Annotated in this window: 21 protein-coding genes and 2 tRNA genes; 7 read left to right on the top strand and 16 right to left on the bottom strand. The window is 62.3% G+C overall.

Annotation, left to right across the window (positions count from 1 at the left end):
* The first annotated feature begins 1 nt into the window (after position 1).
* From DVO78_RS06735 to DVO78_RS06725, 3 genes are read left to right on the top strand one after another with little or no spacing between them, the layout of a single operon-like run.
* Positions 2-889 carry a hotdog family protein gene (locus tag DVO78_RS06735; protein ID WP_202912114.1) on the top strand — a complete coding sequence of 296 codons (888 nt, stop codon included), beginning with the start codon at positions 2-4 and terminating at the stop codon, positions 887-889.
* Between the two features lie 5 nt (positions 890-894).
* A complete protein-coding gene (locus DVO78_RS06730; RefSeq protein ID WP_120004049.1) occupies positions 895-1,395 on the top strand; it encodes a MaoC family dehydratase in 501 nt (166 codons plus the stop codon).
* Positions 1,395-2,624, top strand: coding sequence for an acetyl-CoA C-acetyltransferase (locus tag DVO78_RS06725; protein WP_120004048.1), 1,230 nt, complete (start codon positions 1,395-1,397; stop codon positions 2,622-2,624). Before DVO78_RS06730 ends, DVO78_RS06725 begins: the two co-directional genes overlap by 1 nt.
* Before the next feature lie 88 nt (positions 2,625-2,712).
* Here the strand turns inward: DVO78_RS06725 and DVO78_RS06720 are convergent, their stop codons facing one another.
* The 5 genes from DVO78_RS06720 to DVO78_RS06705 all read right to left on the bottom strand — a co-directional run bounded on the left by DVO78_RS06720 (position 2,713) and on the right by DVO78_RS06705 (position 6,591).
* Positions 2,713-3,669 (bottom strand): 3-hydroxyacyl-CoA dehydrogenase, encoded by a 957-nt coding sequence (locus tag DVO78_RS06720; RefSeq protein ID WP_120004047.1) that lies wholly within the window; start codon positions 3,667-3,669, stop codon positions 2,713-2,715.
* Positions 3,662-4,381, bottom strand: a complete 720-nt coding sequence (locus DVO78_RS06715; RefSeq protein WP_120004064.1) for an SDR family NAD(P)-dependent oxidoreductase — start codon at positions 4,379-4,381, stop codon at positions 3,662-3,664. Before DVO78_RS06715 ends, DVO78_RS06720 begins: the two co-directional genes overlap by 8 nt.
* Before the next feature lie 519 nt (positions 4,382-4,900).
* Entirely contained in the window at positions 4,901-5,530 is a 630-nt protein-coding gene (locus DVO78_RS06710) for an anthranilate synthase component II (RefSeq protein WP_120004046.1), read from the bottom strand.
* A 9-nt stretch (positions 5,531-5,539) separates the two neighbouring features.
* Positions 5,540-5,704, bottom strand: coding sequence for a hypothetical protein (locus DVO78_RS17725; protein ID WP_202912113.1), 165 nt, complete (start codon positions 5,702-5,704; stop codon positions 5,540-5,542).
* Between the two features lie 2 nt (positions 5,705-5,706).
* A complete protein-coding gene (locus DVO78_RS06705; protein WP_120004045.1) occupies positions 5,707-6,591 on the bottom strand; it encodes a class E sortase in 885 nt (294 codons plus the stop codon).
* 81 nt (positions 6,592-6,672) lie between these two features.
* On the opposite strand from DVO78_RS06705, the gene DVO78_RS06700 reads away from it, so the two are divergent.
* A complete protein-coding gene (locus tag DVO78_RS06700; RefSeq protein WP_120004044.1) occupies positions 6,673-6,972 on the top strand; it encodes a cell division protein CrgA in 300 nt (99 codons plus the stop codon).
* 3 nt (positions 6,973-6,975) lie between these two features.
* Here the strand turns inward: DVO78_RS06700 and DVO78_RS06695 are convergent, their stop codons facing one another.
* Together DVO78_RS06695 and DVO78_RS06690 are read right to left on the bottom strand one after the other, a co-directional pair.
* Entirely contained in the window at positions 6,976-10,281 is a 3,306-nt protein-coding gene (locus DVO78_RS06695; RefSeq protein ID WP_120004043.1) for a S41 family peptidase, read from the bottom strand.
* Between the two features lie 219 nt (positions 10,282-10,500).
* Entirely contained in the window at positions 10,501-11,271 is a 771-nt protein-coding gene (locus tag DVO78_RS06690; protein ID WP_120004042.1) for a hypothetical protein, read from the bottom strand.
* 60 nt (positions 11,272-11,331) lie between these two features.
* On the opposite strand from DVO78_RS06690, the gene DVO78_RS06685 reads away from it, so the two are divergent.
* Both DVO78_RS06685 and DVO78_RS06680 read left to right on the top strand, forming a co-directional pair.
* On the top strand, positions 11,332-11,877 hold the full coding sequence (locus DVO78_RS06685) for a peptidylprolyl isomerase (RefSeq protein ID WP_120004041.1): 546 nt from the start codon (positions 11,332-11,334) through the stop codon (positions 11,875-11,877).
* A 77-nt stretch (positions 11,878-11,954) separates the two neighbouring features.
* Positions 11,955-12,743, top strand: coding sequence for a rhomboid family intramembrane serine protease (locus DVO78_RS06680; RefSeq protein WP_238385177.1), 789 nt, complete (start codon positions 11,955-11,957; stop codon positions 12,741-12,743).
* A 115-nt stretch (positions 12,744-12,858) separates the two neighbouring features.
* Here DVO78_RS06680 and DVO78_RS06675 read toward each other — a convergent pair whose 3' ends face one another.
* From DVO78_RS06675 to DVO78_RS06665, 3 genes are all read right to left on the bottom strand, one after another.
* The gene (locus tag DVO78_RS06675; protein WP_120004040.1) at positions 12,859-13,521 is read right to left on the bottom strand and encodes a hypothetical protein; all 663 of its coding nucleotides are present in this window, start codon (positions 13,519-13,521) and stop codon (positions 12,859-12,861) included.
* A 74-nt stretch (positions 13,522-13,595) separates the two neighbouring features.
* Positions 13,596-14,423: an undecaprenyl-diphosphate phosphatase gene (locus tag DVO78_RS06670; protein WP_120004039.1), complete on the bottom strand. Its 828-nt coding sequence runs from the start codon at positions 14,421-14,423 to the stop codon at positions 13,596-13,598.
* Positions 14,424-14,560: 137 nt separating this feature from the next.
* Complete coding sequence (locus tag DVO78_RS06665) at positions 14,561-15,220, bottom strand: TetR/AcrR family transcriptional regulator (protein ID WP_202912112.1); 660 nt, start codon at positions 15,218-15,220, stop codon at positions 14,561-14,563.
* Between the two features lie 113 nt (positions 15,221-15,333).
* Here DVO78_RS06665 and DVO78_RS06660 point away from each other — a divergent pair, with 113 nt between their 5' ends.
* Complete coding sequence (locus DVO78_RS06660) at positions 15,334-16,095, top strand: alpha/beta fold hydrolase (protein WP_157983899.1); 762 nt, start codon at positions 15,334-15,336, stop codon at positions 16,093-16,095.
* Between the two features lie 478 nt (positions 16,096-16,573).
* Here DVO78_RS06660 and DVO78_RS06655 read toward each other — a convergent pair.
* The 6 genes from DVO78_RS06655 to gyrB all read right to left on the bottom strand — a co-directional run bounded on the left by DVO78_RS06655 (position 16,574) and on the right by gyrB (position 22,548).
* Positions 16,574-16,646: transfer RNA gene (locus DVO78_RS06655), tRNA-Ala, on the bottom strand.
* 11 nt (positions 16,647-16,657) lie between these two features.
* Complete coding sequence (locus DVO78_RS17950) at positions 16,658-16,777, bottom strand: DLW-39 family protein (RefSeq protein ID WP_238385181.1); 120 nt, start codon at positions 16,775-16,777, stop codon at positions 16,658-16,660.
* 2 nt (positions 16,778-16,779) lie between these two features.
* Positions 16,780-16,853, bottom strand: a tRNA-Ile gene (locus DVO78_RS06650).
* Positions 16,854-17,000: 147 nt separating this feature from the next.
* Positions 17,001-17,594 carry a DUF3566 domain-containing protein gene (locus tag DVO78_RS06645; protein WP_120004062.1) on the bottom strand — a complete coding sequence of 198 codons (594 nt, stop codon included), beginning with the start codon at positions 17,592-17,594 and terminating at the stop codon, positions 17,001-17,003.
* 159 nt (positions 17,595-17,753) lie between these two features.
* On the bottom strand, positions 17,754-20,393 hold the full coding sequence (gene gyrA, locus DVO78_RS06640) for a DNA gyrase subunit A (protein WP_420799064.1): 2,640 nt from the start codon (positions 20,391-20,393) through the stop codon (positions 17,754-17,756).
* Between the two features lie 70 nt (positions 20,394-20,463).
* Entirely contained in the window at positions 20,464-22,548 is a 2,085-nt protein-coding gene (gene gyrB / locus DVO78_RS06635) for a DNA topoisomerase (ATP-hydrolyzing) subunit B (protein WP_120004036.1), read from the bottom strand.
* Positions 22,549-22,671 lie beyond the last annotated feature (123 nt).

The following is a 22,671-nucleotide window of genomic DNA, read 5'->3' as shown; positions in this document are numbered from 1 at the left end:
AATGGAATTACAACAACTGCTCTCGTGGGATAACTTGATCGTCGGTGACGTGCTTGGGGAGTATCACCCGATATTCGATGTTGATCATGTACGAGAATTTCAAAGCATTGTCGATCCCGCAGGACAGGTGTACGACGAAACTGTTTTCGCTACTTTGGCTTATGACACCCTGCACGCCGTCAAAGCCTATGTGAGAATGCCTCAAGGAACAGTGCATGCTAAGGAAGCCGTGGAATTTCATGGTCTTTCCAATCCAGAACTTCCGGTGAGAGTTCTCATAGTCGTGGGCGATCGGAGCGTACGTCGAGGAAAGCGCAACTTTACCCTTGAATATCGTGTCTTCACTGGAGACGATCATGTGCTGACTGCTTACAAGAGCTTTGTTATTCCGGGCAAGGTTGATGAACGTGATTCGACAGCGCCGAAGACCTTCGAATTCGGGCTCTTCGATGGGGGAAAGAACTCCGACGAAACGATTCCGGAACTGCACATGGTGCCGGTCGAGTTCACCGTTGAACAGCAGTTGCTGGATGATTTTGGGCGTGTCACCGCCACGGATGGCCCAATTCACACTGATCCGGTGGTGGCAGAGAAGTTCTTCGGCGGGACCATCCTGCAGGGGATGTATCTTTTTGAACTGGCTTCTCAAGTCATGACCCGTCTGTCCTCACCTCTTGAATGGATGTCCTCTGGGCGACTGGTTGCCAAGATCACCGGCAGCAGCATTACCGGTGAATCCGTCACGCTGGTTCCTACTTTTCAGCGAGTCATTCCGGGTGAGTCCCCGCGGGTGCTCTGCGCCATCGAAGCACACACGGAAAGTGGCAGAACTGTATTCGTTGCCCAAGCCGATGGTCCCCTCTCGGCAGATAACCTGGTGAAGGAATAAGCACCATGACTAGAGAAAACCCTCTCCTGAAGAAAACCATCACGATTGCTCAGCTCAACGAGATTATCGATGTCGAGCTGGGACCATCTGAGCCCATCACGATGACTCAGGAACGCATTAATCTGTTTGCTGAAGCCACTGGTGATTGGCAGTGGATTCATACCGATCCGGAAAGAGCAGCAAGCACCCCAGTCGGAACCACCATTGCCCACGGTTTCCTGGTGCTTTCGCTGACCGCCGGGATGAACCAGCAATTGCTCAACATTGAGGATGCTCCGAGCCGACTCAACTACGGTCTTGATCGAGTGCGGTTCCCCGCTTCCGTTCCAACAGATTCCGTCCTTCGTGGCTTCACCACTTTGAAATCATTTGCCCAAGCTTCCAGCGGTATCCAATTGAAGTTTGAGGTGCGGGTTGAGGCCGAAGGTATCGTGAAACCTGTGTGCATTACGGAGTTCATCAGCGTGATTCCAGGTACGCGACTGATACAGCACGGTGAAGCATAATGAGTAGCTTTCACAAGAACGATGCGGTGATCGTTTCCATCGCACGCTCGCCGATCGGTCGTGCGAGAAAAGGCTCACTCACGGGTATGCGTGGCGATGACATGGCAGCCCAAATGGTTCGGGCCGCATTGGATCAGGTCCCAGAACTAGATACTCATGATCTCTACGACATGATGATGGGGTGTGGACAGCCTGGAGGCGAAAATGGTTTTAACGTTGGGCGCATCGTCGCTGAAATACTGGACATGGACTGGGTTCCAGCTACTACGGTACAGCGATATTGTGCTTCATCTCTGCAGACCAGCAGGATGGCATTCCACGCCATCAAAGCCGGGGAGGGCGATGCGTTCATCTCAGCCGGTGTGGAAGCTGTCTCGCGTTTTCACAAAGGAACTCCAGATTCTTGGCCCCACACCAAGAACCCTATCTTTGCCGAGGGCGCCGAACGTACTCAGTCTCTCGCTAGGGGTGAAGGTACATGGTCAGAACCACGAGAGCAAGGTCTGCGGCCTGATGCATATGTCTCCATGGGTCAGACTGCTGAGAACGTTGCGCAGTTTCTGGGTATAAGCCGCCAGGAGCAGGATCAATGGGCGGTGCAGAGTCAGAATCGCGCTGAAGCGGCCATCAGAGCTGGCTTCTACGAGCGTGAAATCACCCCGTTGACCCTTCCAGACGGCACCGTGGTTGCCCAGGATGATAGCCCACGCTTCGGAACTACCATTGAAGCAGTCAGCCAACTCAAGCCTGTGTTTCGGGAGAATGGAACGGTAACGGCTGGAAACGCTTGTCCACTCAACGACGGAGCTGCAGCTTCAGTTATCGTCAGCGGCGCCAAGGCGAAACAGCTGGGACTCAAGCCCTTGGCTCGCATCGTTTCCACGGGAGTCTCGAGCCTTTCCCCTGAGATCATGGGGTTGGGTCCGATTGAGGCATCGAAGCAGGCGCTGGTCCACGCAGGAATGACGATGAAGGACATTGACCTGGTAGAGATCAATGAGGCCTTCGCTGCCCAGGTTATCGGCTGTGCGCGTGAATTGGGCTTAGGAGAGGACAGACTCAATATTAACGGCGGAGCCATTGCAGTAGGACACCCCTACGGAATGACCGGTGTTCGTATCATGGCGACCCTGCTTAACGGCCTGGAATTCACCGATAAGCAGTATGGACTGGAAACCATGTGCACCGCTGGTGGTCAGGGAATGGCTATGATCTTCGAGCGCCTTTGACCCCGTCGCGAGATGCGTGAGGAAGGGCGCGGCAGGGAGAGCTGGTTGCCGAGTTTAAGAGCCAATCTTGTGTCTTGATCAGGGCATTTCACAGGACGGACTTGTTCGCTTCGGCAGCAGCTAGCCGGCGTAGTAACTGATCATCGCGCCAGGCCGTCCGATCATCCCACTGGTCTGAAGGGAGCATAGCTCGGCGCTCAGCCTCGACCTGGGCGATCAACTCGGGAGTCCATTCGGAGGTATCTCCACGTTCTCCGCCCATCCGGTGATAGGAGGGCCCCATTTTCTCAGCATGCGATGCGATACCACCTCGGGTGTTCAGATCTGCGGTTTCGAACGGACCCATGAAGGTCCACCGACGTCCTAGGCCGTCGCGGACAACAGTGTCGATGTCGTCAACTGAGGCAGCGCCATCACGGACCAGCGCGTAGGCTTCCCGCAGCAATGCGCCTTGCAAACGGTTAAACACGAAGCCCTCGATCTCCTTGTTCACCATGACAGGGGACATTCCTGCCTGGGTGTAGATGTAGTGGGCTCGTTGGACGATCGCTGGGTCAGTGAGCTGGTTCGGTACCAGCTCGATGACGGGGATAGCATACGGCGGGTTGCCTGGGTGGGCCACCAAGATGCGCTGCTCGACTCCGGTGTCTTTCGCGGAGACCGAGGTGGGCATGAAGGAGGAGGATGAGGCGATGATGCACTTTTCGTCGGTCAGCCCGGCTAAGGAGGCGAATAGGGCCTGCTTCAGTTCGACTCGCTCGGGCACGCACTCCTGAATCAGCTGTGCTCCCAACGCTGCTTCCGCCAGGTCCCCGTGGACGGCGAACCGTGCTTCTAGGACTTCTAGCGACTCCTGTAACAGACCGTGGCTGGCTAGGGTCCGCAGCTTGGCGGCGAACTCACTCGGAATTATCTCGCGCCGTATAGGGTCAGGGTCCATCACCGCTACGGTAAATCCGGCGCGGGCGAAGACCACGGCAAAACCGATTCCTATGGAACCTCCGCCGATAACTGCGGTGTGCAGGGGTGTGGTGCGGTCAGTCACGATAAGCTCCTACGGTCACGCCACCACACACATAGAGCGTCTGCCCGGTGAAGAAACCAGAGCGCTCATCTAGCAGGTAGCTCACAGCATGTGCGACGTCTTCTGGGGTGCCTATACGCTGCACTGGAACGTTGTTGATAATGGCGTGAGTAGCCGCGGCATCGGCTGGATTGGCCTGAGCGAATAAGTCAGTCGCGATGGGTCCTGGAGCCACCGCGTTGGCGGTGATCCCGTGACTACCTTCCTCGAGAGCCCAGGTGCGAGTCATTCCCTGCAGCCCGGCTTTGGTGGCCGAGTAAGCAGTGCGTAGCTTCTTGCCTAATGAGGCACGGGATGACATAGAGACGATGCGCCCGAATCCGGCTTCGCGCATGTGTGGCAGCAAGGTCTGAGCACAGATGAAGGCACTGCGCAGGTTAAGCGCAAAGGCGGCCTCAAATTCTTCTACGGACTGGTCGCTTAGTGCGTTGGGGAATACCGCACCCACGTTGTTCACCAACCGGGTGATGGGGCCGTCCTCCAGCGCGGTTTCCAAGGCTTGAATGGTGGAGGACGGATCAGCTAGATCGCAGTGAATGGCGTTGTGGCCTTCACGATCCAGCACCACCGGCTGGTAGCCGTCCCCACTGCAACGTTCGGCGATAGCTGCGCCGATGCCGTTGGCGCCTCCAGTGATCAGGACACGTCCAGGTGGGGTGGTGGTCGGTGACACAGAGTACCTCAGAGTATAATACAGGGGATGTTGTCCAGGGCGGTGGAGCGCTTGGGTCGAGATGCTGGTGCTGGGATTCTCCGGTGAACCGATGGCACCCGGCAGAAGCAGCGGGGTGAGCACTGGGCAGGTTGATGCTTCCGAGTGGATTATTCATGACGCCACCCCAGGTAGATGGGACCGGATGTTTAACCCAATGAAGGCTAGACGTGCTTTGGCTCACAATGATCTTACTCACTACGCTATTCTTACGCATTCACTCTATGCTTGTCCAAGACGCGACGAGGGTCCTGGGAAGTCCCCGCGTAGCTAGGTTCATTTCCCGGGGACTTGATCAAGGCAGCACGCGACGGTGTGTCCTGGGCATGTTTCCTCCTAAAGGGGTTGTGTAAGATTCTCACAACCGAAGGGAACCAAACCCAGAACACTTCACAAGGGGAATAAAACCCAGTACGGTTCAAACGCCATGTGGTATTCCCAAAAAGTGCCGATGACACAGCCAGCGCGAATATTGCTGATTCAGCGAATTGGATTGAGGTCGACAGCCTTGGCGGCGGCACCGGTATGGCCCAGGGACTCCAGCCAGTTGCCCAGCATCCGGTACCCGCCCTCGGTGAGCACCGACTCAGGGTGGTACTGCATGCCCCACAGCGGTGCGCTGCGATGCGCCAAGCCCATGATCACTCCGTCTGCGGTGGTGGCCGTGACCTCCAGGACCTCCGGGACAGTCTCCGGCTTCACCGCCAGTGAGTGATAGCGGGTGGCGGCAAAGGTCTCCGGCAGCCCGGCGAAGGAGGCATGCCCGGTATGGGTCACCGCCGAGGTCTTGCCATGCATCAGCTGCTCGGCATGGGCCACGGTGGCGCCGAAGGCCTCGCCCAGCCCCTGATGCCCCAGGCACACCCCGAGCATCGGTGAGCTCGCCTGCTCGCACCACCGGATCAGCTCCACAGACACGCCTGCCTCGGCGGGAGTGCCCGGCCCTGGTGAGATCAACACTCCATCATGTTCGGATGCCAGCTGCGTGACCTCGGTGAGGCTGAGATCGTCATTGCGGATCACCGTGGTTTCAGCACCGAGCTCACGTAAGTAGCCGACCAGGGTGTAGACGAAGCTGTCGTAGTTGTCGATGACCAGAATGCGAGTCATAGCGGCCACTCATCCGTCCTCAAGGGTGACATCGCCCAATGGGCTGTACTCGCTCAACCAGGGAAAGACGAATTCCATCAACCCGTAGACCACGGCAGCCAGCAGTACCACTGTCAGGATGATTCGCACCCACAGCGGGCCGGGCAGCAGCTCTCTGAAGAACCAGGCGTACATAATCAGCCAGCCCCCCCTGCGTAGAACATTTGGGTGATCGGCTCATGGTGAACCAGATCCGCCGGGGCCTCTGCGCCGATCGGCACAAAGTCCACGATCTCGGCATGGTGGATCAGCCGCTCCCGGTTGGAGAACATCGGATGACAGGTGGTGAAGGTCAGCACACCGAACTCCGCCTCCGCTGCCGAATCACTGGGCACCGGGTTCAGGACCTCCGTCTGATTCGGCAGCACCACCTGGCGCTCACGAACCTCATAGACATAGATGCCGTCATAGGAGACCACGTAGATGGGGTCCCCGATCTGCAGGCTGTCCTGATTGCCCAGCATGGAGGCGTTGGTGTTGCGGTGACCGGCCAAGGCGAAGTTGCCGGGCTCATCGGGCCACTGGGTGTTCGGGTAGTGCCCCACACCGCCGCGGTCGATCTGAGTGGCGCTGACCCCGTACCGGATGGGAGCGGCCCAGTTCTCGCCCAGCCGCGGGGCGTAGACAGTGCCCATGATCTGCTCGGACCCGGTCTGTGCGCGCATATGGTCCGCGCAGCCGATCTCTGTGCCGTCGTCCAGGGTGTAGCAGACCTCGAAGTCTGCCGGGTTCGGGCCGTCATCGTCATTGTCACCGTCATCACCATCGGAGACCGCAGGGCGTGCGGGCATATTGGCGTAGAACTCGTCCAGCGAGTCCTGCCGGTCGGACTCCGCCTCGATGCCGGTCCACCACAGCTCCCAGACCACGAACAGCAGACCCAGCACCCCCAGGGTGATGAGGATCTCACCGAATCCGCCCATGATCTTCGCGCCCAGGGGCCGGCGGCGGCGCTGGCGCCGGGTGGCAGCGGCAACTGACCGTTGAGCCGGGTCAGCGTGGCGCGGTAGGGGGGGCGTCATCGTCGTTACTGTCTCGCTTTGCGTAGAATGGCGCGGAAGACTTCAGTCGTCCATAGGATACCCAATACTCAGGAGTGCCACGTGCCAGAGTCCAAGCGCCGGAAGAACCGCGCCCCCCGCGGCCAGCAGCCGAGCGAGTCCACCTCCCCGCTGAGCGGTGCCGAGCAGTTCGGCTTCGACGATCTCGAGGAGGACAACGAGTCACTGTCCACCTGGTACAAGACCATCATGTTCGGACTGATGATCGTGGGGCTGCTGTGGCTGATCACCTGGTACGTCACCTCCGGCGATCTTCCGGTCAGCGCCGCCGGCGGCTGGAACATCATCATCGGGTTCAGCATCGTGATGGTCGGGTTCTTCATGACCATGCGCTGGAAATAAGCCTCAGCGGACCTTGGGGTCCGGCAGCTGCGGCGGCTCCGCGGCCGGGGACCCATCCAGCCGGGCGTAGGCCTCCTGAATCGCCCGGTCCAGCTGCGGATCGGCCTGGCCGAAGAGCTGGTCTGGGCTGTGCACCACCTCAATGTCCGGGGCCACACCGTAGTTCTCCACATCCCAGCCCTTGCCTTCGATCCAGAAGGAGTACTTCGGCTGGGTCACTGAGGTGCCGTCCACCAGGTCATAGCGTCCGTCGATGCCGATCACACCGCCCCAGGTGCGCGTACCCACCACGGGTCCGACGTCCAGGGCCTGCGCCACCGCGTTGACAATGTCGCCGTCGGATCCGGAATTCTCATTGGCCACCAGCACCACCGGACCGCGCGGAGCACTGTCTGGATAGCTGATGAACTCCTCCTCATGCCTGGCCTGGGCCCAGGCCACCACACGCTGGGCCAGCCGGGCGATCACCAGCTGCGAGGTGTGGCCACCGCCGTTGTAGCGGACATCGGCGATCAGCCCCTCGGCCTTGGAAGCCAGCCGCAGGTCCCGATGCAGCTGTGCCCACCCGGTGGACATCATGTCCGGCACATGAAGGTATCCCAGCCGGCCGCTGGTCTTGGCCAGCACATACTTCCGGCGGGAGCGCACCCAGTCCTGGTAGCGCAGCTGAGACTCATCGGCCAGGGGAACGACGACGACGCGGCGGCTCTGCCCACGGCGCAGAAGGGTCAGCTCCACCGGCTTCTCCGATGCGCCGACCAGATGCTTGGCTGGCCCGGCCACAGGATCCACCGGGTGGGCGTCGACCGCGGTGATCACGTCCCCTTCACGCGCGTCCACACCGGCCGCCTGCAGCGGCGAGCGGGCCTGCGGCTCGGAGGATTCGGTGGGCAGGATGCGGTCGATCCGCCAGCCGCCTTCGGCTGGTGAGAGATCGGCACCGAGCAGGCCAAGCTTCTGCCCCTCCCCGGGACCCTGTCCCTGCGGGATGACATAGGCGTGGGAGGTGTTGAGCTCGCCCACGGTCTCCCACAGCAGGTCCACCAAGTCATCATGGCTGCGCAGCTTCTTCACCAAGGGGCGGTAGCGGGCGGCGATCGCCTCCCAGTCCACTCCGTCCATATCCTCGCGCCAGAACTGCTGAGCCATCAGTCGGCAGGTCTCAGCGAACATCTGGGCCCATTCCTGCTGCTGATCGAGCTGGAAGCGCAGCCTGGTCAGGTCCACGCTGACCTTCTCGGCGTCGTCGTCCTTCACCTGCGTAGTGGAGGGCTGGACGCTGACAGTGCCGTTGTGGCGCACCACCAGGCGTTCGCCGTCGCCGCTGACCGCATAGTCAGTGACCTTTTCCACGATGCTGCTGGTCTTGCGCTGGGCGAAGTCCCATCGGATCAGCTGATCAGCGGGCTTCTCCCCGGGGACTCCAGCCCGGCGAGCGCCGAGCACTCCGGTCTCCTGGTTGACCTTCACCCACAGCAGGCCGTCCTTGACTGCTGTGAGGTCCCGGTACTCGGCCGAGGGCACCGGGAACGGGACGATGCGCTCCTCGGCACCGTCAATGTCCAGATCCGGGCTGGCAGGGGCGTCGACAGCTGTGGAGACGGTCTTCTGCGCAGTCTTCTGGCCGGGGTGCCCGGACTGATCAGCTTCGGAACCGTTGTTCTGCTCATCGGTCGGAGAAAGCCGCCAGCCCTCTGCGCTGGGGCCGAAGGGCGGCGGCTCAGAGGCTGCCAGCGGGATCAGCCAGGGTCGGGTGGCTCCGGTGAAGGAGAGGGCGAACTCGTAGGTGTCGTAGTGCGGGTCGAAGGTCCGGTTGGAGAGGAAGGCCACGTACTTCCCGTCCCGGGTGAAGACCGGGGAGAAGTCGTGGAAGCGGTCATCGGTCAGTGCCGCCGGATCATGGTCGCCGCTGGTGTCCAGGACCATCAGCTGATGAATCTGGCTCTCCCCTGCGGTGGGATGGGACCAGAGCAGATAACGGCCGTCCGGGGAGAAGGACGGTGACTTCGGCTCCCCGAAGCTGGAGCGGAGAATGTCCCGCACCTCCGGCGCTGCCTTGCGCAGCGCCTTCTTGGTCTCCAGGGTGATCAGCCGTATCCACCCGTCGTGGGAGATCGTCGCCAGCCGCTCTCCCCTCGGGTCTGCGGCCAGGTGCAGCACTCGACCGAGCCTCCCGGTGAGCAGCCGCTCCGGCGGTGCCGAACCGTCCAGGGTGTGGATCTCCAGGCTGTCCTCACCGGCGGCGTCGGTCACGACGGCGGCCCGGCCGGTGCGGCCCAGCAGCACGGGCTCACGTGTGCGCGCTCCGGAGTCGGCGGCCAGAGCGCGGGCGGGTCCATCGCGGTGGGTCAGCCAGAAGGTCTTGCCTCGCCAGGAGACCAGACTGGCGTCGGCTCCGTGGTCGGGCACCAGTGCATGGAGATTCTGCGTGGGCTTCAGGCTGACCGGGGCCGGTGCGGTGCCGGGCAGGGTCACCTCCAGCCGGCGCGGCTGGGCCTGGAGGCCGTCCAGGATCCAGATGTCACCGCGGCTGTGCCAGCTGATGCGCGCCCCGTCGGTGGTGGCATCGCGGACGTACCCCTGTGTCTGATCCTGGAAGGTGAGCTGCTTGAGCGTCTTGTGCTTCTTGGCCGCAGGCTTGTCCCAGGCCCAGAGATTGGCCTGCTGATCGGCCATTGCCGGAAAGCTGGCAGCACGGTCGGAGACGAAGAGCAGCTTCTGCCCGATCCACATCGGGTCCACGATTCCGGCGGTCTCCTCCGACAGCAGCTGCTCCCAGTCGCCTGTGCCTTTGGCGTCGAGCCACAGTTTGGGGGCGGTGCCCCCGCGGTAGCGCTTCCAGTGGGCGGGTGTTCGGTATTCGGCGGTGGTCAGTGCCACAGTCCCGGAGCCGCTGATCGCCAGGCCCGTGGCCGATCCGTAGCCGAGCCTCTCCCAGCTGCCGTCCATGGCCAGTGCGCGGACCACTTGATGGCGGTGGACCTCACCGGCATTGGTGGCCACCAACAGCCTGTCGTCGTCGGCCCAGCCGAGAATGGCGGTGCGGCGGTTGCCCCACCATGTCAGACGGCGCACCTCGCCGGAATCGATGCTCACGGCGTAGACCTCGTGATGACCGTCCCTGCTGGAGATGAACGCCACCTGAGTGCCGTCCGGGGAGATCCGCGGCTGCTTCACCGGAGCGCCGTCCCTGGTCAGCCGCCAGGCCCGGCCTCCGTGGGCCGGTGCCAGCCACACGTCGGCGGCGGCGGTGAAGGTGATGAGGTTCTCGTGCAGATGCGGGTAGCGCAGATACGGTTCAGAGCTCATCTGCTCAAGCCTACACAGCGCTCAGGCCTGTCATGCTGATGCCCCCGCGGGGCGCACATGGTCAGCATGGTGTGGGGATTCCAGCCAGCCATAGAGCATGCTGACCTCCCACCGGTGGGTCACATTCGGGCTCCAGGAGAACTGAGACGCCCCAGACGCAGAGGAGCGGACCGGCACACACGGTGCGGGTCCGCTCCTCTAGTTTGGGCGTACCGAGCCTCAGGCGGCGGGCTTGGGTGAGGGAACCTCAGTCTCAGCGGGCTTGGCATCAGTGTTGGTCTCAGCCTGAGCCGCCGGCTTGGGTGAATCGGCCGGCACCGTGGAAGCGACCGGCTCCGGCTTCTTCCACGGGTCCTCCACCGGACGGGAGGCCCGCCAGGCGGCAACGCCTGCGGTCACACCGGCTGCCACCAGGCCGAAGACCAGAAGACCCTTCTTGCGCGACTTGGACCGCTGCTGCTTCTTGAGCTCTTTGGAGGCCTTCTTCGCCGCCTTCTCCGAGTTCTTCCGCAGCTTCTTGACGATCTTCTTATCACCGGTGGCCTTGATCAGCGCCTTCTCCACCCGCGGATCAACCTCAGCCTTGTGGATCAGCTTGGCGGTCTTATCCGCGTAGCCGCCCAATCTCGCCGAGGCCGCAGGAATGGTGTTCTTGGTGAAGTCAGACTTGGCGTCGTCGTACTTGTCGAGGGCCTTTTTGACCTTCTTCTTGGCCTTAGGCGGCAGCTTGTCGTACTGGGCGGCGATGCCGTCCCCGGCTGCTGAGGAGTATTCCTTGATCTTCGCACCGGCCACAGCGGCACCGTCATTGACCGCATGCAGCGCTTTGGCCGAGGCATCCTGAACCTTCGGAGCGCCCTTGCGGTAGGTGTCCTCTGCCCAGTCAGCAGCGGTGCCGAGCTTCGGCGCAGCCCAGTCCTGAGCAGTGTCAATTCCGGCGAGCACCTTGTGCCCCCAGGTGTGGCTCGGTTTCTTCTTCTTACCGAACATGCATATGCCTTCCGAATCAGGTTCATTGCTGTGTCTAGAGTACATGGAACAATAGCCACTATGACTGCTATAGCCACTCATCAAGCGACCATTAAGACCAATGCCGGTGACATCGTCGTCGAACTCCTCGGTCACCACGCTCCAAAGACCGTGGAGAACTTCGTCGGGCTGGCCACCGGGGAGAAGCCCTGGAAGCACCCGGAGACCGGGGAGGACAACACAGGCACTCCACTGTACGACGGTACGGTATTCCACCGCATCATCAAAGACTTCATGATCCAGGGCGGCGATCCGCTGGGTCAGGGCGTGGGCGGGCCCGGCTACCAGTTCGACGACGAGATCCACCCGGAGCTGGACTTCACCTCCGCCTATAAGCTCGCCATGGCCAATGCCGGGATCCAGGCAGGACGCGGCACCAACGGTTCACAGTTCTTCATCACCTCGGTGCCCACCACGTGGCTGCAGGGCAAGCACACCATTTTCGGTGAGGTGCGCGACGCCGCCAGTCAGAAGGTGGTGGACCAGCTTAACTCGGTGAGCACCGACGGGCGTGACCGTCCGAAGGAGGACGTGGTAATCGAGGCCATCGAAGTGGTCACACTCTGAGAGCCTGCTTCCAGCACTCTGACAGAGAGGCCTATGTGCAGTGCCAGCGCTGCGATAGGCCTCTCTGCTCTGCCTGCATGGTGGAGGCACCGGTCGGCTTCCAGTGTCCGGTCTGCATCGATGAGGCACGCCGGCGCCGCCCCATCCCACGGACGTCTTTCGGCGCACGTGCCGGAAACGGGAAGCCGGTGGTCACCTACACGGTGATCGCCGCCTGCCTGGTGGTGTACCTCTTCCAGATCCTGCCGGGCTATGTGGGTCCACTGGCCGGTGTGCTGCCGGATCTGACCAACCAGTTCTCCTATATTCCGGCGTTCACCGCCGCCTGGAATCCCTTTTTCGAACCGTGGCGGATGCTCACCTCAGCGCTGCTGCACCACCCGGGCAATGCTATGCACATTGCCTTCAACATGCTGGCACTGTGGTTCGTGGGCAGGGTCATGGAGCCGGAAATCGGCAGAACGCGGTTTGCCGTGCTGCTGCTGCTTTCGGCCTTCGGCGGGTCTGTGGCGATCCTCTTCAGCTCAGTGCTGGGACTGAGTCATCCATTCGGCGCCACGGTGGGAGCCTCCGGTGCTGTGTTCGGGCTTTTCGGGGCGCTGTTCATTCTGATGCGCTCTTCCGGCGGTCAGACCGGCGGGATCGTTGCCCTGCTGCTGATCAACATGGTGGTCAGCTTCCTGGTGCCGAACATCTCCTGGCAGGGTCACCTGGGCGGACTGATCACCGGGGCACTGGTGGCACTGATCATCGCCAAAGCGCCCCGGAAGAACCGGGTGTTGTGGCAGAGCCTGGGACTGGCCGGGCTGGGCGCTGTGCTGCTGATACTCACCGCCTTCGGTGTGCAGGGGGTACCGCTTCCCTGACGCGACCTGCTGCACATATCCCCAAACTCCACAAGGTTCTGTGGAAAACCCGTGAAAAACTCAAGTTACACCGATGTAGTTTTTCACACTGTGGATAACTCCTGTGGATAACCGCTCAGAAGTCAAGGTCGAAGTCTGCTCCGTCGAGCAGCCAGTTGTAGCGCAGCCTCAGGGCGCGCTCGGTGCTGGCGGCGATGGCAGCGAAGATTAATGCGGTGTTGAGCCAGTCTGGCAGCTGGATCGGTGAGGTGAAGGTTCCTGTGTATTGCGCGACGACGTCCCAGTGGGTGACCATTTCCAGAAGCTGCGGTACGCCCAGCAGGAATGCCGCCAGCAGTACCACCAGCGAGCTGATGCCGATCCAGCGGCTCAGTACCGGATGATTCTGCTCCAGGCGCGCCCGGTGACCCTCTGCGGAATCCGGGTCAGGGGTCAGTTGCCGGCTGGTGCCGTCATCACCGAAGTAGTGACAGCGTTTGAGTCCCATGACACCCATGGCCACCTGGATGCGACCGCCCGGCACCTCGAACACGGCGGGCAGTGCGGACTCCGCGTGATGTCTGCCCTCAAGGTAGAGGTGGGCTTCGGCCTCACCGACCAGGTACTCCCAGTAGCTGAGGTCGACGGCATAGCGCCGGAGAGCGCCGTCGTCGTCCCGGAGATCCAGGTAGAACAGCACCCGGGAGAAGGGCTGCCACCAGCGGAAGCGCCTCAGCGCCCGGCCGTCCCCTGCTGTGACCTTCTTCTGGGCACGGTGCCGCCGCCAGTCTTTGAACATGCCTACACACTAACCACCGGTCACGGGGAAGGGATCAGTCTTTCGGCGGATATCCCCGCAACCGAGGGATGAGGCTACGCGTTGATGATGCCGAAGCTCAGCACAATGTAGACGAAGAGGCCCAGCAGAACCCGGTAGCCGACGAACAGCCAGTACGTGTTCCGAGAGATGTAGTCCAGGAACCAGCCGATGATCACATAGGCGACCACGAAACCGACAACGGTGGCCACCATGGTCTGGCCCATGGTGTAGGGCCCTGACTGTTCTCCGATGGCGCCGTAAAGCTTGTAGAACCCGGATCCGAAGACTGCGGGAATGGCCAGCAGGAAGGAGTACCGGGCCGCGGCATAGCGGGTGTAGCCCATCAGCAGCCCGGCGGTGATGGTCCCGCCGGAGCGAGAGACCCCGGGGATCAGCGCCATGGCCTGGGCGAAACCGTAGATGATGCCGTCGCGGATGGTGAGCTTCTCCAGCGGCTTGGCCTGTTTGCCGACCTTATCGGCGATGCCCAGGATGATGCCGAAGACGATCAGCATGGTCGCCACCAGCCAAAGACTGCGGAAGGTCGATTCGATATAGCTCTCCAGCAGCAGACCCAGCACCACGATGGGCACCGTGCCGATGATGATCAGCCATCCCATGCGCGCATCAGGGTCACTGTGTGATCCACTGCCGAAGACGGCGCTGAACCAGGCTTTGAGGATACGCACGATGTCACGCCAAAAGAAGACCAGCACTGCGGCCTCAGTGCCCAATTGGGTGATGGCAGTGAATCCGGCGCCCGGGTCATGGGCACCGGGAAGGAACTCACCGACGATCCGCAGATGCGCAGAGGATGAGATCGGGAGAAATTCAGTGAGGCCCTGGACCAGACCCAGGATGACAGCTTCAAGCCATAGCACGAACAGAGTTTAGCGCTCTTCGACCGCTGTGGCCGTATTGAGCACTGGGTCTGCATGGATTGATCGGCGAGCGGGCCTGGGGAGGCGTCGAACCAGCCGCTGGGCTCAAGCTGAGAACCTGTGGCGGCTATAGGCAGTCATGCGGAGGGCTCTTCACTGGCCCGCATGCCCCGCGGTGAAGCTGCTGTGAGCGTAGAGGCGACGGCACGGCGGCCGCGATCGAGCAGCGAAGTGTCACGGTAAAGAGTGGAGAGGTAGTTGGCGAGCTCGAGGTGGGCATAGAGCTCGAAGGCGAGCTGATCAGCCTCGATATCTGCATCGAGCTCACCTCGGTGTTGCGCTGTGGCAATGAGTTCTTTGACCAGGCCCATCCAGCCACGCTGGCCGATCACCACCTGGTCATGAATCCCACCCGATGGACCGTCGAACTCGGCAAGGAGTTGGGCGAAGAAGCACCCACCCGGGAAGACGCCGCGTTCCACATAGCTCAAATACGACGCGCAGAGGGCTTCGACGCGGGCTCTGCCCTCCGGTGCGGCCAGCGCCGGTTCGACCACCTCGTGGGTGAAGATCGCCTCTGCGGCCGCAATGGTTTCCTGCTGGAGGCGCTGCTTCGACCGGAAATGGGCGAAGACACCGCTCTTGCTGATACCGAGCTCACGGGCCAGGCGCCCGATAGTCAAGCTTCCGAGGCCCTCGACCGAGGCCAGTTGCATCGCCGCCTTCAAGATGGCGGCGTGCGTGGCCTCGCCGTCAGAGCGTCGCGGGGAACCAGCGGCAGACGGCAGCTCAGACACCCTTGACATATTAGCACGACCGTGCGATTTTTAATGGCACGGTCGTGCTATCTACTCGCACACGAGTTCTCGCACCACTCAGTTGACTTTCATGAATCCGAAGGAGGATGGAGATGGGCAAGCTTCACGCCGAGACCATCGGGCGCGGCGACCAGATCGTGCTGGTCCACGGCTCTCTGACGACCGGAGCCGAGGAATGGCAAGCACAATTGCCCTTGGCCGATGAAGGCTTCCGCCTCGTGATCCCCGACCGTTGCGGCTACGGAAGCAGTCCGGTGATCGACCGCGAGGACTTCCTCCGCGACGCTGAAGACCTCGTCGAACTACTCGATGAGGGAAGCCACGTCGTCGCCCACTCCTACGGCGGTCTCAGCGCCATGTTCGCGGCCGTTGAACGGCCCGACTCGATACAGTCATTGACGCTGCTCGAGCCACCGGCCTTCATAGCTGCCACGGGTCCCGCCGAGACATTGCTCACTGCGGTCCGCACCATGTGGCATCTTGACCTCTCCGACGACGAGTGGCTGGTGCGCTTTCTCCAGGCGGTCGGGACCGCTCCGGACGTCATTCCCCCGGAGGCTCGCGAAGAGGTGGTCGCACGGGTGCCGCTGGTCCGGCGCGGCCGTCCACCCTGGGAGAGCCACCTGCCCCTGAGCCAACTGGCCTCCGCAGCTTTCCCGAAGCACGTCGTCTCCGGAGGGCACAGCGACGGCTTCGAGGCCATCTGCGACAAGCTGGCTCGCCATATCGGTGCCTCCCGCTCCGTAGTCAAGGGGGCTGGTCACGACATCCAGTTCACCGGCCCTCCGCTCAACGATCTGCTGCTCAGAATCTGGCGCACAGCACCGCAGACATCAACCCGAATAGTCCAGTGACCTGAGGAATCCGATGATCTCAAAGACGGCCGACTCGTCCTCACCGAGTCGCTCCGGACCGTGATCGGGATGGTCCTCACTCAGTCCTCGGCCTGGTATCAATCAGATTGGAGGTGAGGTGATCGCGCAGATGGGGAAGTCGGAACTTCCAGCAGACCTCGCCGTCCCCCGGACCCACCGTCAGCAGAAGCAGCGCCACCAGAACAACTACCGCGCCAAATCTGACCGAAAAACGTCCTGCTGACGCTGCTGCTTGCCCTGGCAACCATGATCGGAGCGGTCGTCGTGGCCACTCGACTCTCTGTCCGTAGTGTTGCTGTGGCACGACACCGGTTCCGCCGACCTGAGAACCACTCACGACGACGCCCGAACCGTCACCTCTTCGCCTTATGCGCCCGAAGTACTAGAACACGCGGAGAAACGAAACGGGAACAAGCCACATCTGCTGATGTCGTCTGTTCCCGTCACGAGCATTGGGTGGAGCCTAGGAGACTCGAACTCCTGACATCCTGCTTGCAAAGCAGGCGCTCTACCAACTGAGCTAAGGCCCCGTGATGGGTATTCAGTTCTTCACAGCGTCGGTGGTCTGGTCCCAGACCTGACGCGTCTCTTCAGACTTCTTCCACTCGCGGTACGCCAAAAAGCCCGCCACAGCAGCAGTTGCCAGAAGAATTCTTTTCATCGTGGGCGTACGTGGACTTGAACCACGGACCTTCACATTATCAGTGTGACGCTCTAACCGCCTGAGCTATACGCCCGAAACCTCTTCAAGGGCCGCCCCGAAGAGCGACCTCTACACATTACATCACCGGCTGAACGCCTCACAAATCCGCGCTGCCAACACTATTGTCCCTGTACCAACGGGAATACCTGTTGGTAGCGGGGATTCGGGTTGGCAGGAAGGATCAGTCGTCGGTGAGGGTGACGCCGATGCCTCCGACCAGAGAGGCCGAGAGGTTGTAAAGCACCGCGGCCAGCATGGAGAGCACCGTCAGCAGCACCACGTTGACCACCGCGATGATGGTCGCAAAGGAGGCAATCTGACCCACAGTGACCATCTCTTCGAGCTGGAATGACCCTCCGGGCCCGTCAGCGCCGAGGATCTGTTGGGCCAAGTCATTGACCCGGTCGAAGATGCCGGTCAGATCCATCATCGACCACAGGGTCACCGCGCAGACCACCAGCATGATGCCCAGTGCCACCGAGAGCAGGAAGCTCATCTTCAGCACAGACCAGGGGTCCACTTTGGAGATCAGCAGGCGCGCTTTGCGCACTTTGGCCTTCGGGGTGGGGCGCACCAGCGGCTGACCGGTTCGGACTCCGCCGGCCGGGCGGGCCCCGGGCTGCGGACGCGGCTGGGGGCGGCCCTGCGGACGCGTCGGCTGCGCACCGGAGCTGGGCCGCGGCCGCGGAGCCGCCGGCCGAGGGACGGCAGACTTGCCCGAAGCCACTGAACCTGTTTGCGGTTCAGTCGCGATCTCCTCCTTGATCGCCGGCATGTTGGTCAGTGTGGCACCGCGTGGCCGGGGCGCAGGGAAGCGCCGTTTGGCTTCCGTAGAGCCGTTCTGGCCCGCCTGGCCGTCGTTGCTTTCGCTCACAAAAGACCTCCATGGGCGTGACAAGTCGTGTGCATCGAGAGACCACGGTACTGCATGTGACTACTCGGAGTTCTCAGAATCCTGAACCTGAGCTTCAGGTGTTGCCGGTTCGTTATCAACGGAAACGGCCTCCGCACCGTCTTCACCGGCTTCCTCACCAGCAGCAGCCAAGGCTGCACCGGAGGATTTGGCGACCTTGAGAATGCGATCGTTCTTCCGCGGTTTGGCGAAGATCACTCCCATGGTATCCCGGCCGCGCGGGGGAACTCCGGCAACTGCTGAACGGACCACATTGCCGGAGTTCATCACCACCAGCACCTCGTCGTCCTCCTCGACGACCATCGCACCGACCAGATTGCCGCGGTCCTCCACGAACTTGCCGACCTTGATCCCCAGGCCGCCGCGCCCCTGCACCCGGTAGTCGTCGACATGGGTGCGCTTGGCGTAGCCACCCTCGGTGACGATGAAGACATAGGAGTCCGGTGTCACCACATCGGCGGTGAGCAGCTCATCCTCCTGGCGGAACTTCATGCCGGTCACCCCGGAGGTGGCCCGGCCCATGGGCCGCAGCGCCTGATCGGTGGCGGTGAACCGCAGCGACTGGCCGTGGCGGGAGACCAACACCAGGTCATCCTCGGCAGAGATCAGCTTGGCCGAGACCAGCTCATCGTCCTCCCGCAGGTTGATGGCGATCACCCCGGCCTGCCGCGGGGAATCGTAGTCGGTGAGCTTGGTCTTCTTCACCAGGCCGGACTTGGTGGCCAGCACCAGATAGTCGGCGACCTGGTAATCCTTCAGCGCCAGCACCCCGGCGATGGTCTCCTCAGGCTGGAAAGCCACCACATTGGCCACATGCTGGCCCTTGGAGTCCCGGCCGGCCTCCATCAGGTCATAGCACTTGGTGCGGTAGACCCGGCCATGGTTGGTGAAGAACAGGATCCAGTGGTGGGTGGTGGTGACGAAGAAGTGCTCGACGACGTCGTCGGCCCGCAGCTGGGCACCACGGACTCCCTTGCCACCGCGGTGCTGGGCCCGGTAGTTGTCGATCCGGGTGCGCTTGACGTACCCGTCACGGGTGATGGAGACCACCACATCCTCTTCGGGGATGAGATCTTCGATCGACATGTCACCGTCGTAGCCCAGCAGCACGTGGGTGCGGCGCTCATCGCCGAACTTGTCCACGATGGTGGCCAGCTCATCGCCGACGATGGTGCGCTGGCGGTCCTCGCTGGCCAGGATCTCCTTGAAGTCGGCGATCATGCGCATCAGCTCGTCGTACTCGCCCTGGAGTTTCTGCCGCTCCAGGCCGACCAGGCGGCGCAGCTGCATATCCACAATGGCGGTGGCCTGGTCGTCGTCGATCTCCAGCAGCGCCTTGAGCCCCTCGCGGGCCTCATCGACACTGGCTGAGCCGCGGATGGTCTCGATGACCCGGTCGATGTCATCGAGTGCTTTGAGCAGCCCGACTTTGATATGCGCCTCGGCCTCGGCCTTGGCCAGCCGGAAGCGGGTGCGCCGGACGATGACCTCGATCTGGTGGACCACCCAGTGGTGGACAAAGGCGTCCAGGCTCAGGGTGCGCGGCACGCCGTCCACCAGAGCAAGCATATTGGCCGAGAAGTTCTCCTGCAGCTGGGTGTGCTTGTACAGGTTGTTCAGCACCACCTTGGCCACCGCGTCGCGACGCAGCACGATCACCAGGCGCTGACCGGTCCGGCCCGAGGACTCATCACGGATCTCAGCGATGCCGCCGATCTTGCCGTCCTTGACCAGGGCGGCGATCTTCCGGGCCAGGGCGTCGGGGTTCACATGGTACGGAAGCTCAGTGACCACCAGGCAGGTGCGTCCCTGGATCTCCTCGACGTTGACCACCGCCCGCATGGTGATGGAGCCCCGCCCGGTGCGGTAGGTGTCCTCGATCCCCCGGGTGCCCAGGATCTGGGCTCCTGTGGGGAAGTCCGGTCCCTTGACCCGGGCCAGCAGGGCTTCCAGCAGCTCCTCACGACTGGCCTGCGGGTTCTGCAGGTACCACTGCACACCGGAGGCGACCTCGCGCAGATTATGCGGCGGGATGTTGGTGGCCATGCCCACCGCGATGCCGGAGGAGCCGTTGACCAGCAGATTGGGGAACCGTGCCGGCAGCACCACCGGCTCCTGCTGCTTGCCGTCGTAGTTGTCCTGGAAGTCGACGGTGTCCTCGTTGATGTCCCGGACCATCTCCATGGCCAGGGCGGCCATCTTGGTCTCGGTGTACCGGGGGGCGGCCGCGCCGTCGTCCCCCGGGTTGCCGAAGTTCCCCTGCCCAGCGGCCAGCGGATACCGCATCACCCAGTCCTGGATCAGCCGGACCAGGGCGTCGTAGATCGCCGAGTCGCCGTGCGGATGATAGGAGCCCATCACATCGCCGACCACGCGGGCGCATTTGTTGAAAGAGCGGTCCGGCCGGTAACCGCCGTCATACATGGCGTAGAGCACCCTTCGGTGGACCGGCTTGAGGCCGTCGCGCACATCGGGCAGGGCACGTCCGACGATCACCGCCATGGCGTAGTCCAGGTAGGACCGCTTCATCTCGGTCTGCAGGTCCACCTGCTGCACCCGGTCCACGTCGACGCCGGCCAGCGGAGCAGCAGAACTGAGAGCCTCAGCTCCGCCAGCGCCCTGTGCGGCAGCGTCCGGGTTCTCTGGGGTGTTATCGCTCACGTAATCTCTTCCTTCGAGGTTTCAACGGCTTCACAACGACGCCTGATACTCACCTTGGCAGCCAGGGCGGTCAGATATCGAGGAAACGGACGTCCTTGGCGTTCTGCTGGATGAAGTTCCGGCGGGATTCGACGTCTTCGCCCATGAGGATGGAGAAGATCTCATCGGCGGCTGCGGCATCCTCCATGGAGACCTGCAGCAGGGTCCGGTTCTGCGGGTCCATGGTGGTCTCCCACAGCTCGGAGTAGTCCATCTCGCCCAGGCCCTTGTAGCGCTGGATGCCCAGTTCCTTGGGCAGCTTCCTGCCCGCAGACCGTCCGGTGGAGAGGGCCTTTTCGCGTTGGGCGTCGGTGAACACATAGTCGGGTTCGCCGTTGGACCATTTGATCTTGTACAGCGGCGGCTGGGCCAGGAAGACGTGCCCGTGCTCGATCAGCGGGCGCATGTACCTGAACAGCAAGGTGAGCATCAACGTAGTGATGTGCTGGCCGTCCACATCGGCATCGGCCATCAGCACGATCTTGTGGTAGCGCAGCTTCCCGATGTCGAACTCTTCACCGATGTTGGTGCCGAAGGCGGTGATCATCGACTGGACCTCGTTGTTCGACAGCGCCTTGTCCAGCCGGGCGCGCTCCACGTTGAGGATCTTGCCGCGCAGCGGCAGGATCGCCTGGGTCTTGGGGTCGCGGCCGCGCTTGGCTGAACCGCCGGCCGAGTCGCCCTCCACCAGGTAGATCTCCGAGATGGAGGGGTCCTTGGATGAGCAGTCGGCCAGTTTGCCGGGCATCCCAAAGGTCTCCAGCGGGGATTTGCGACGCGCCTGCTCCCGGGCCTTGCGGGCGGCCAGCCTGGCCTGGGCGGCGGACTGGGCTTTGCGGATGATGTCTTTGGCCGGGCCGGGGTTGCGCTCCAGCCAGTCGCCCAGATGCTCATGGACCACACCCTGGACGAATCCGCGGGCCTCCGAGTTGCCCAGCTTGGTCTTGGTCTGACCCTCGAACTGCGGTTCGGAGAGTTTCACCGAGATCACCGCGGTGAGTCCTTCGCGGATATCCTCGCCGGTGAGGTTCTCCTCCTTGTCCTTGATGTAGTTCTTCTCCCGCGCATACCGGTTGATCAGCGCAGTCAGAGCTGAACGGAAGCCCTCCTCATGAGTGCCGCCCTCATGGGTGTTGATGGTGTTGGCGTAGGTGTGCACCGACTCCGAGTAGGTCAGGGTCCACTGCATGGCGATCTCGGCGGCGATGCCGCGGCCGGTGTCCTCAGCCTCAAAGGCGATGACGTCATCGTGGACGTTCTCGGACTTCTTGGTGGAGTTCAGGTGCTTGACGTAGTCGAGCAGGCCGTCGTCGTACTGATAGGTGACCACCCGGCCCTTGGGCGATTCAGCGAAGGCCTCCTGGTGCTCACCCGGTTCGGCCGGCGCCGGCTCCTCCCCCTCAGAGAGCTGCGCCTCGGCGGGCTCGTGCTGGTCGACGATCTCATCCTCAACGACCTGGTTCTCGTCGATCTGACGCTCATCGCGCAGGGTGATACGCAGACCTTTGTTGAGAAAGGCCATCTGCTGGAAGCGGGCCCGGAGCGTCTCAAAGCTGAACTCCACGCTGTCGAAGATCTCCGGGTCCGGGTAGAAGACCTGTGTGGTGCCAGTCTCGGAGGTCTCGGCTCCCTTAGACAGTCCTGCGACGGTGGTGCCGCCCTCAGCGAAGGAGATGCTCCATTCATGTCCCTGCCGACGCACCCTGGTCTCCACCTTGGAGGAGAGCGCGTTGACCACAGAGATGCCCACACCGTGCAGGCCGCCGGAGACGGCGTAGCCGCCGCCGCCGAACTTGCCGCCGGCATGCAGCACGGTCATGACCACCTCCACCGTGGGCATCCCTTCGGTGGGGTGCATGTCCACCGGGATGCCGCGGCCGTCGTCTTCGACCCGGACACCGCCGTCATTCTGCAGGGTGACCTTGATCTGTGAGCAGTAGCCGGCCAGTGCCTCATCGACAGAGTTGTCGACAACCTCGTAGACCAGGTGGTGCAGTCCGCGCTCACCGGTGGAGCCGATGTACATCCCGGGACGCTTACGCACCGCCTCGAGCCCCTCCAGGACGGTAATATCAGATGCGCCATAGTTGCCGTATGTAGTGTCCTGTTCGCTCACTCCCCTATTCTACAGCGAAAGCGGCCATTCTCCGTACTTTTGCGGGGTTTGAACCCCAGACATTGCCGCTAGGAGACTTCAGAGGGCCTCTGGGACTGATTTGCAGACCGTCATATGGGGGAA

It is taken from the genome of Nesterenkonia muleiensis, assembly GCF_003600155.1.
Lineage (GTDB): Bacteria > Actinomycetota > Actinomycetes > Actinomycetales > Micrococcaceae > Nesterenkonia > Nesterenkonia muleiensis.
The sequence above is the reverse complement of the archived record's forward strand: the minus strand, read 5'-3'. Positions and strand labels throughout refer to the sequence as shown.